This is a genomic window from Shewanella sp. SG44-6 (assembly GCF_014164185.1).
Classification (GTDB): domain Bacteria; phylum Pseudomonadota; class Gammaproteobacteria; order Enterobacterales; family Shewanellaceae; genus Shewanella; species Shewanella vesiculosa.
The window spans coordinates 17,537-27,502 of sequence record NZ_JACJER010000065.1 but is presented as its reverse complement, the minus strand read 5'-3'; the positions used below and the strand labels follow the sequence as shown (position 1 = coordinate 27,502).

General features: G+C 40.9%; 9 protein-coding genes. 8 read left to right on the top strand and 1 reads right to left on the bottom strand.

Going from position 1 to position 9,966, the window contains the following annotated elements; genetic code table 11:
- Positions 1 to 454 precede the first annotated feature (454 nt).
- From H5185_RS12940 to H5185_RS12905, 8 genes are all read left to right on the top strand, one after another.
- On the top strand, positions 455 to 1,051 hold the full coding sequence (locus H5185_RS12940) for a 3'-5' exonuclease (protein WP_182696765.1): 597 nt from the start codon (positions 455 to 457) through the stop codon (positions 1,049 to 1,051).
- A gap of 362 nt (positions 1,052 to 1,413) precedes the next feature.
- Positions 1,414 to 1,899, top strand: a complete 486-nt coding sequence (locus tag H5185_RS12935; protein WP_124015143.1) for a VOC family protein — start codon at positions 1,414 to 1,416, stop codon at positions 1,897 to 1,899.
- Positions 1,900 to 2,439: 540 nt separating this feature from the next.
- Complete coding sequence (gene metF, locus H5185_RS12930; protein WP_124015142.1) at positions 2,440 to 3,324, top strand: methylenetetrahydrofolate reductase; 885 nt, start codon at positions 2,440 to 2,442, stop codon at positions 3,322 to 3,324.
- Positions 3,325 to 3,655: 331 nt separating this feature from the next.
- Entirely contained in the window at positions 3,656 to 4,279 is a 624-nt protein-coding gene (locus tag H5185_RS12925) for a c-type cytochrome (RefSeq protein WP_182696764.1), read from the top strand.
- A gap of 10 nt (positions 4,280 to 4,289) precedes the next feature.
- On the top strand, positions 4,290 to 5,387 hold the full coding sequence (locus H5185_RS12920) for a c-type cytochrome (protein ID WP_182742308.1): 1,098 nt from the start codon (positions 4,290 to 4,292) through the stop codon (positions 5,385 to 5,387).
- Between the two features lie 169 nt (positions 5,388 to 5,556).
- Complete coding sequence (locus H5185_RS12915; protein WP_182696762.1) at positions 5,557 to 5,811, top strand: cysteine-rich CWC family protein; 255 nt, start codon at positions 5,557 to 5,559, stop codon at positions 5,809 to 5,811.
- Positions 5,812 to 6,399: 588 nt separating this feature from the next.
- Complete coding sequence (locus H5185_RS12910) at positions 6,400 to 7,764, top strand: sodium:alanine symporter family protein (protein ID WP_124015138.1); 1,365 nt, start codon at positions 6,400 to 6,402, stop codon at positions 7,762 to 7,764.
- Positions 7,765 to 7,859: 95 nt separating this feature from the next.
- On the top strand, positions 7,860 to 8,258 hold the full coding sequence (locus H5185_RS12905; protein WP_182742307.1) for a hypothetical protein: 399 nt from the start codon (positions 7,860 to 7,862) through the stop codon (positions 8,256 to 8,258).
- A 128-nt stretch (positions 8,259 to 8,386) separates the two neighbouring features.
- Here the strand turns inward: H5185_RS12905 and H5185_RS12900 are convergent, their stop codons facing one another.
- Entirely contained in the window at positions 8,387 to 9,739 is a 1,353-nt protein-coding gene (locus H5185_RS12900) for a flavohemoglobin expression-modulating QEGLA motif protein (RefSeq protein WP_124015137.1), read from the bottom strand.
- Positions 9,740 to 9,966: the final 227 nt, after the last annotated feature.

Below are 9,966 nucleotides of genomic sequence, written 5' to 3'. Positions count from 1 at the left end.
TGATATATCTAAACCAATTGTTGTAATCTTCATATTCGGACCCGCCCTTTGTTGATAAAGTGTACAAACTTATCATTGCTCACTATGAAGCCGATTAGAAGGGTGGGTCCATCTCATTATTCCGGCAATGCTTGTGAGCCGGAATCCAGCACTATTATTTATTGCTTTGTACTTATGGCCAGCGGCCAGCTTAGTGGTGCTTGGCTCATAACAGAGTAAAGGGGAAGAGCGCTTATACTCTTTTGCAAACCCTTAGCGCCCGATCAACATTTCCTGGAAAGCTAACACTTCGCGACAGGGTTTTATCCTACTGCTCACGTATTCTGTTATGGGAAGTTTTCAACGGCCTCAATGTTAGTTAGCATTACCGTTATGGATAAAGCCAACTAGCGATTTATGCTCTTATCAATATCGCCACACATGAGTACTGACTCTCTGGGCAAAAGGATATCCAATGCAAAGGCCAACAAAGGAACAAATTCGAGATTTACCCCTTTATGACGGTATTAGTTTAGAGAATATTATCGTCGTTACAAACAAAGCCGACTCTATAAATGCAATAGCGGAGTTAAGAACTCATTCTTGTTTAGGGTTTGATACAGAGAGCAAACCTTGTTTTGTAAAAGGTGAGGTCAGTGATGGACCTCATTTAATCCAGATAGCCACAAAATCTAAAGTATTCTTATTTCCTACAAAATTTTATGAAAACTTTACTGCAATCGCTGAAATATTATCTGACCCGACAATAAAGAAGGTAGGTTTTGGATTGAAAGAAGATAAAAAACTTCTTTTTAGAAAATTTGGCATTAAATTAATCAATACAGAAGAACTCTCTTCAAAGGTGATGCGTTTTGCGCAAGTTAAACAACGCGTTGGCGCTAGAGTTGCGGTTGCGATGTTTTTTAATCAACGGCTATCTAAGAGTGCACAACAATCCAATTGGTCAATATTCCCCTTACACGATCATCAGAAAAGATACGCCGCAAATGATGCACATAGCGCATTATTAATTGCTCTCGAAATAGAAAGACAGAGCCATTCATCTCCCTAAAGAATATGAGCCTCTCACCAATTAATTTAATAAACAACATTAGCTTATTTGACCAAATAAATAAGCTTGTTGACAATTAGTTAGGGTCATCAAGTTTCCTGCACTGCCTCTGCGCTTAATCACTCACCTATAAAACCCGTTCCCTGATTTCTACTCGTTGGTTCTCAAGCTCTCTGCTGTGTTGAATTTGTCTTATTGGCAAAAGCTACATCATTGCTTGAGAATCTCTATTTTGTGATTATCAAAGTGTTATAAATTTAAATTATCAATTAGATAAGTTTTGATAATTTTTATTCATTACCTGTCCGCCGTAAGATTACGCCATCGAACAAAGACGAATCAATAGTTTTTAGGAGTAAGTTATGAAAATGAATCATGTAGGTTTGATGGTTGGCGACATGGATAAAGCGGTTGAGTTTTATACTAAAGCGCTGGGACTAAGAGTGGTGATGGGTAACACTAAGGTTCAAGAAGAACGTAAAACTGCTATTGGCAGAATGTGTGTGGCCGTTTTTGGTGAAGGCTTTAAAGGCTTTAACATTGCACACTTAGTCACGACTGACGGTATTGGTGTGGAGATGTTTGAAATGATCGACCGTCAACAACGTCACGAAGTTGATTTTACCCGTCTTGGTATCTTCCACTTTTGTTTGCAAACAGATGACTTTGAAGGCGCTATTGCGCGTACGGAGCAATATGGCGGTAAAGTAAGAATGGACATTATGCGCTACCACCCAGAAGACGACAGTAAGCTAGCACAAATGGTCTACTTAGAAGACCCGTTTGGCAACTTGTTTGAACTTTACTCGCACAGCTATGAAGAAACTTACTCTACTGATTACGAGTAATTTGTTTAACGATATCCGTATTACTTTAACGCTACCTAGATAGTAGCTTTTTTATGTCATGGGAAATGTTTTTGAGGTTACTTTTGAGCATTTTTGCAGAGAAACTTAATATATATCAAACGATTAAATAATCTAACCAGCTTAATCAGAGTAATACTCGTTTTTATTAACCGCATAAGAAACTCATTTATTGTCAGTTTGATGGTTTGTCACACAGTGATTTGATAAAGGCTTGCAGACATATGCAGATGGCTGCGTAACTGATTTGAGCTGTTAGGCACTAAAAGGAATACAGTGAACACTTATAGTCGGTCTGTAGTCATTTTTATTGTGGTTCAAAGGATTTGGCTGGTTTCGTTAGCGCTCGCGTTATTGCTTGCGATTGAGCTGTAGACTTAAATTGGTTAATTGATGGTATTTTAGCTTGACTTAGGATGCAGTTAAACTAGTATATGGACATATAGACGTCCAAACGGCTAAATTGAAAGTTAGTTAATTGGTATTGGCTCCTAAGTTTTACAGAAGTTGAAGGAATACATTATGGCTTTTCATCATGCGCAACATGCCCAGTCGTTAAATCAGAGCTTGTCTGAGCTGAATGATATTAATGTTTCTTTTGAGTTCTTCCCGCCATCAACGCCAGAGATGGAAGAGATCCTGTGGAATTCAGTTCGTCGTTTAGAGCCGTTAAACCCTAAATTTGTCTCTGTGACTTATGGTGCCAATTCCGGCGTACGTGATCGTACTCATAGCGTGATTGAACGTATTCAGAAAGAGACGAATCTTCTAGCGGCACCGCATTTAACCTTGGTTGATGCTAGTGATGAAGAGTTAGTTGAACTGGCAAAGCATTATTGGAATTCAGGTATTAGAGACATTGTCGCCTTACGTGGTGATTTGCCTGAAGGCAGCCCAAAACCAACTCGCTTTGCTAATGATTTAGTACGTTTATTACGTTCAGTGGCAGATTTTGATATTTCGGTTGCGGCGTATCCTGAGGTTCATCCAGATGCGCGTAACGCTCAGGCTGATTTAATTAACTTGAAGAAAAAAATTGATGCGGGCGCCAACCGTGCCATTACTCAGTTTTTCTTTGATGTTGAATCCTATTTACGTTTTCGCGATCGCTGTGTCACCGCTGGCATAGATGTTGAAATTATCCCTGGCATTTTGCCGGTGACTAACTTTAAGCAAACTAAACGTTTTGCTGGAATGACTAACGTGGCGATTCCACATTGGTTACATCGCCAATTTGAAGGTTTAGATGACGACCCTGCAACTCGTCAGTTAGTTGGAGCCAACGTTGCGATTGATATGGTAAAAGTATTGTCTCGTGAAGGGGTTAAAGATTTTCATTTTTATACTCTTAACCGTGCCGAATTAACTTATGCTATTTGCCATACGTTAGGTGTGCGTCCAAAGTAAACAGGCATAACGACTCTACGCCTATTTTATCGTTGCAAAAATGCTCATTCATTTAAACCATTAAATTGCGCCTTTTGCCTTGAACTAAGCGTAAATAGCTTAGCGTTGAATAGGCCGTCCTATTCAAAAAAGTTAAATTAGAATGGCTGCTAAGTCGATAGCAACAGACGCAGTGGTCATAGTCTCTAACCCCGTTAATGATTTCATTAGCGGGTTTTTTGTTTAATATTTATGGCCTTTTGTGTGAGTATTCGACGTTTGCCGTATTCTTTTTTTCATATTTATAGCCTATGGTATATTAACAACAATTAATAACTAAAAAGGTGTGATGATGAAAACATCCTTTTATGTACTCAGTGTATTGGCTGGCTTAACCATAGTTAATATTGTGCAAGCAAATGCTGCAGAACCTCAACAAGCCATTCCACCCGCCGCTCAGTTATGTACTTCTTGTCATGGTGCTCAAGGTCAAGGAATTGATATCATTGGCCCTCGTTTAGCTGGTTTATCGGCTGAATACATTACCAATCAACTCAAGTTGTTTCATGCCGGTAAACGTCAAAACCCCACCATGCTAGCAATGGCTGCCACGGTACAAGGTGATAATATTGGCCTAGTGGCACAATATTTTAGCCAACAGCCAGTTGCTGATATTTCGCTGCAATTTCGCGGTGACAAGGTTGCCATTAGTGATCCCTCTGAAAGATTAGCCTTTCAAGGCGATTGGTCGCGAACTATTCCGGCGTGTACCAGTTGTCATGGGCCATCGGCAATTGGCGGAGGCAATTTCCCTCGCTTAGCAGGCCAGCAAGCCAGTTACATCAAGACCCAACTATTAGCTTGGCAAGACGGCACTCGAACCGGTGATATTGACAATATGATGGGTAATATTGCGCGGAAATTAACAGCTGCCGAAATCGATGGTTTATCGCAGTATTTTGCCAATATAAAATAAGGACATGGCTATGAAATTATTATCGCTATTGAGCATTGGTGTCCTGTTTAGCTTGCCTTTACAGGCCAATGAAATGTTAACTGAAGTTCCTGCTACAGCTTCAGCAGCACTACCTGATCGCCAAGCGGCATTGCCTGCAGTACCTAAAAAAGTGGGTGAGAACTATCTACAACCTGCGTCATTAACCGATATTCCTGCGGGAGTTTTTGGTGACAAAGTTCGCCTAGGCTATCAATTGTTCGTGAATACTCAAACGCTTAGAGATAAGTACGTTGGTAATCAACTCAGTTGTGCTAATTGTCATATGAATGCAGGGCAACAAGCTAATTCGTCGCCTTTATGGGGGGCATATTTTGCCTATCCGGCCTATCGTAAGAAAAATGATAAAGTGAACAGCTTTCAAGAGCGTGTTCAAGGTTGTTTTACTTATTCAATGAACGGTAAAGCGCCCGAGTCTGGTTCTCCTGAGTTAGTGGCAATATCTGCTTATTCATACTGGTTAGGCATGAGTGGATTAATGGCACAATATAACGTTAGCGGCCCTGTGCCTGAGTTATCTGATGCTGAATTAGTGAAAGGTGCAATGCGGGATGATTTCCCGATGCCAGAGGCCATTGCCAAAAATTTAGATACCAAAGCGCTAAGTCAGTTACCTGGCCGGGGCTTTCCTAAAGCGCCAGATCCAGAATTAGCCTATGCGCCGGAGCGCGGTATGATTGTTTATCAAGCTCATTGCCAAACTTGTCATGGCGAAGATGGTCAAGGACAAATAATCGCTGGGGTTGCTGCCTTGCCGCCATTATGGGGACCTCAAAGCTTCAACTGGGGCGCTGGAATGCATCGGGTAAATACGGCTGCTGATTTTATTTATGAAAATATGCCGTTAGGTAAAAGTGTCCAGCTTACCGTTCAGCAAGCTTGGGATGTTGCCGCTTATGTTAATTCGTTTGATCGCCCACAAGATCCTCGTTTTGATGGTGATGTGAGTAAGACTCAAGCCACATACCATCAGCACCAGGGCTATTATGGCCAATCGGTTGCTGGTAAGCCTATTTTAGGGACTGATTCGTATCCGGTTTTTCCGCTTAAAAATACAGTTAAGCCTTGATATCTATCTGAATTAAGATAAACCTATGAATGATGCCCATTGAGTGAACGCTTAATGGGCTTTTTTGTAAGTGTACACATTACTTAGACAGAGCTTATTGAGCATAGCGATCAGAAATGGCAGTATGTTGATCTTAGCTTTTATTTATTACCACCTCATAGGTTGGGCAATGACATTATTTACCTTTGCTGCACAATTGTGCCCACTGTGCCAACAAGATAATGCTTGTGCCATGGAGCAAGGATTAGCCATAGATGCATGTTGGTGTGCTAAGCAAACCGTGGATATGCCCTCCATTATTGCGCAGTTTAACGCAACATCTTCAGGGGTTGATTTACCCAATAATCAATGTGTTTGTCAGTCTTGTATGGCTAAATTAGTGCAACAATCTGATATTGATGCTGTTGAAACTTATTCACCCTAACCTTAGATTACTCATTAGCGAAATCTCAATGCTATTTGAGTGATGGTTTGTGTTATCGCTTCGAAGCAGCTTAACTTGGCATATAAACACTTAACGCCAATCAATAGCTGCTTTGATGTCCTCGTTCTTGTCCTTCCCAAGTAAGTTAATATTTTTATTTATCGACCTATAAACCAATATTGGTACTTATTTATAACCGTCTCTGAATGCATATCTGCGTCATGGCAGAACAATGCGCGATTTATATTAATAGGGGGATCTTCTGATGACTTTAGGACGGTATTATTGAAGTTGGCGCTAGTCACATATACATGGTTGCTATGATTAACGAAATCGAGGTAATCTAAAATGATTGTTTTTCAACGGAGTTGGGCTGTTGAGGGGGAATCAGAAGATAATTAACCTCAGTTTTGGATAATAAACGGTTTTCAAACAGCCTGGTGAGTAAAGCACAGTGTAGGTTTGATTTTGTAGATTTGGTATGACTCCCGTTTAAACGTTTTATCCTGTCTATTATCCGCGAGGTGAGGTTAGTTAATAATAATTATAACTTTAGACATAAATCATTACTCATTATGAGGTTTTTACATGGAAGCAGTCACACAATTTGTCAATATGGTTAACGGTATAGTATGGGGTGTTCCCATGCTAATTATGATTTTAGGTGTCGGGCTATTTCTGTCGATTGGCTTAAAATTCATGCCTATTTTAAAGCTAAATCGAGGCTTTAGATTGTTATGGGCGGGTCGTCAGGTTACAGATGATAGCGAAAAGGGTGATGTTAGCCCGTTTAATGCATTAATGACCTCATTATCAGCCACTATTGGTACCGGTAACATTGCGGGTGTGGCAACGGCGATTTTTATTGGTGGTCCGGGTGCGCTATTTTGGATGTGGTGTACGGCGCTCGTGGGTATGGCGACTAAGTTTTCGGAAGCTGTTTTGGCGGTGAGGTTTCGTGAAACAGATGCTAATGGCAACCATGTTGGTGGTCCTATGTATTACATCAAAAACGGTTTAGGCAGTAAGTGGGCTTGGTTAGGTACTGCATTTGCTATTTTTGGCTCTATTGCTGGTTTTGGTATTGGTAATACCGTACAAGCTAACTCGGTTGCGGATGCGATGAGCAGTAATTTTGGCGTGCCTAGTTGGGTGACAGGCGTGGTGTTAATGGTGCTGGTTGGTGCGGTACTGATGGGCGGTATTAAGCGTATTGCAGAAGTAGCTGGTAAGCTAGTGCCATTAATGACAGTGTTTTATATTACTGCGGGTTTAGCGGTATTGATTGTTAATGCAGCGCAAGTACCCGCAGCTTTTCTGTTAATTATTGAAAGTGCTTTTAACCCGGTCGCAGCCCAAGGTGGTTTTGCAGGCGCAGCGGTATGGGCTGCAATTCGATTTGGTGTAGCGCGAGGCGTATTTTCCAATGAAGCTGGTTTAGGTAGTGCCCCGATTGCTCATGCCGCAGCACAAACTAATAATCCTGTAAAACAAGGTTTAGTCGCTATGTTAGGCACGTTTATTGACACCCTTATTGTGTGTTCAATTACCGGTTTGGCTATTGTGGTTTCTGGTGCCTGGACATCAGGTGAAAACGGCGCGGCGTTAACCTCATTGGCATTTTCAAATGCATTGCCTATGGGGAATTATATTGTGGCAATTGCATTGGCTATATTTGCCTTTACCACCATTTTAGGTTGGAGTTTTTACAGTGAAAAATGTGTCCAATACCTTTTAGGTGATAAAGCCGTCAAACCATTTCGTCTCATTTGGACCTTAGTTGTACCGATAGGCGCAGTCAGTTCGTTAGAGTTTATTTGGTTATTAGCTGACACATTAAATGCGATGATGGCGATTCCAAACTTAATTGCGTTGGTGTTGTTAAGTCCTGTGGTGTTTGGCTTAACTCGTGAGTATTTTATTAAGCAACGAGCTTTGAAAGCTAACGCTTAAACTCGTCTAGTTAACGACTCACGTTAATATTTCGCAATTGTGGTTAAGCATGTTCATTGGTAAATAGATGAACATGCTTCCTTAAAAGGATTTTTATGAAACATCTTACTTTTGCTGTATCAAGCGCAACGTTATTGATGGTGATGCTCTTGTCCGGGTGTTCTAATCTGTCGCTGCGAACAAATGCGGGTACCATTGCGCTTGGCAACGCCAAGATAGCAGAGATTGATACTTATACCTCTGGAGAAATATCCCGGTTCAAAGCAAAGTTTCTAGGCGATGTGACCACTTCATATTGCGAAGTCTCATCGGATCCTGATAAGTTAAATGATCTCCCTAGCCTGTCTTCAATGACTAAATCGCTCAAATTACAAGTGAAACAACGTGGTGGAAATGCCATTGTTATGAAGCAATGCGGCAAAGTTAATTACCCATCGTGTGCTGTGTATTTAGAGTGTAATGGTGAGGCGTATGTCATCGACCGAGGTATTTAGATAGATTCGTTACTTAGTGTCTATTAGTGCAATATAGTGAGTGTTAACTGCATAATTTAAAAGAATTTTATTTTTAATAGGTTAAGTGTAACTATCGCGCACTTAACCTATTACATTACCACTGTGGTTTATTCGAAATTGTTATCAAACTCTGAGTCTTCAAATAAGTCGACGGCAGAACTTGGAACAACATTTTTGAATTGGCGAGCAAAATGGCGTTGCACCCCTTTTAGGTCGATATTGCCTATTCCTGAGGCAAAACCAAACCAAGCATAAAGCCCGCTAATATCTTCAAACATCGGAGGTAAATACTTAGGGTGGGCAATAATACCTTCTTGATAAGCTTGGTACAGTACCGGAATATCCTCAATGGCTAATTTGCCTAAAAATAGCATAGGGATTAACTCAGGTAGCCCAGTGCTGATGGCACTACGAATAAAGTTAATATTTTCTACATAACCGCGCACGTAAGAGATGTCTTTAGTAAAAAAGCTACCGCCGCCTACCATGCCACCACGAAATACCCGTTGAGTTACCCGATAGCTGTCTTTTGAGCTTAAATTAAGGTCCCTGAAATAGCGGTACACTTCAATAAAATCAGCCCCTTTCTCTGCCATGTCTACCGCAGATACTCGATCGCTAATACGTCGAGCGCGGCCCGGATTTGAGCTTAAGGTGAGCATTTCCATGAGCACAGCTAAGCCTTCTTGCGAAGCGGTAACGCGTGGTGATCCAACGCTGAGCCAAGTGGCATGAGGTTGAGCTCGGCCATTGAGTGTGGTGCCCACATGAACCCAGCCTTCATGCACTTCATAGATATTCAGATCTGATTCGCTGAACATGGCGCGAGTATTGAGCTTAACCGTATCGCCACCGACGGCGGCATCGGACACAATACCATCACTCAATTTAACGTGAATTTCATCATTATGAAAATACTTCACTAAGCGTTCGCTGAGGACATTTACCGCTTCTGGTGCCGTTACAATCTTAGGATGGCGGCTATTCATGTGGCGCGCCGCTGGCAAAGAAAATATATGGCTTAAGCGATCGCCCAGTTGGCGTAATGTATGGCGATCGCCATGTAATTTGTGGCTGGCACTGCCGTAAAGCTCTTGGCTCAGTTTACCAAACATCGGCTTGCCACGATTATGCAGCATGTCTATTACTATGCGATATTGATCAATATTGGCCAGTAAAATTTTACCTAATTTATCGCGTTTACCTAAACCACGCTCAACGGCAGTTTTTAAACCTTGCAGGTCTGTTTGAGTTTGATCTGCGTTAAACGATAGCGGAATTGACTGATAAAAGTCATTACTAACGTTGGGTAATTGTTTACTTTTTTGCGCTAAAAAATCATCTTCAATTTGTCTTGGCCATTTTATTGAGTCTAAAATTTTAATTGGCGCTTGGATGCGAATTAATTCATCAGAAAAACGACGAATATCTTGTTGATAACGCAATAAAGAGTCAGACATTGTCTTTTCCTAATCTAGAGAAGTTGTTAGCAGTGCTAGCGGCCATATTAGCAGATGTTGATCATAAAACTGCAATGAAAAAATAACCATCTAGTCAGCACTATTTTAGTGCAATTTATCATGGCGTATAGCAATGTATTAAGGGTGGTTTTTTTAAGTTACTAAAAATATTGAATTATTTTCTTGGCATTAAAACTGCTTTACCTAAAGTAGTAATAATTAAAAGG

Bases quoted from the DNA above. Each gene is read 5' to 3' on its own strand.
- H5185_RS12940 (WP_182696765.1), top strand. From the start codon at position 455: ATGCAAAGGCCAACAAAGGAACAAATTCGAGATTTACCCCTTTATGAC.
- H5185_RS12935 (WP_124015143.1), top strand. From the start codon at position 1,414: ATGAAAATGAATCATGTAGGTTTGATGGTTGGCGACATGGATAAAGCG.
- metF (WP_124015142.1), top strand. From the start codon at position 2,440: ATGGCTTTTCATCATGCGCAACATGCCCAGTCGTTAAATCAGAGCTTG.
- H5185_RS12925 (WP_182696764.1), top strand. From the start codon at position 3,656: ATGAAAACATCCTTTTATGTACTCAGTGTATTGGCTGGCTTAACCATA.
- H5185_RS12920 (WP_182742308.1), top strand. From the start codon at position 4,290: ATGAAATTATTATCGCTATTGAGCATTGGTGTCCTGTTTAGCTTGCCT.
- H5185_RS12915 (WP_182696762.1), top strand. From the start codon at position 5,557: ATGACATTATTTACCTTTGCTGCACAATTGTGCCCACTGTGCCAACAA.
- H5185_RS12910 (WP_124015138.1), top strand. From the start codon at position 6,400: ATGGAAGCAGTCACACAATTTGTCAATATGGTTAACGGTATAGTATGG.
- H5185_RS12905 (WP_182742307.1), top strand. From the start codon at position 7,860: ATGAAACATCTTACTTTTGCTGTATCAAGCGCAACGTTATTGATGGTG.
- H5185_RS12900 (WP_124015137.1), bottom strand. From the start codon at position 9,739: ATGTCTGACTCTTTATTGCGTTATCAACAAGATATTCGTCGTTTTTCT.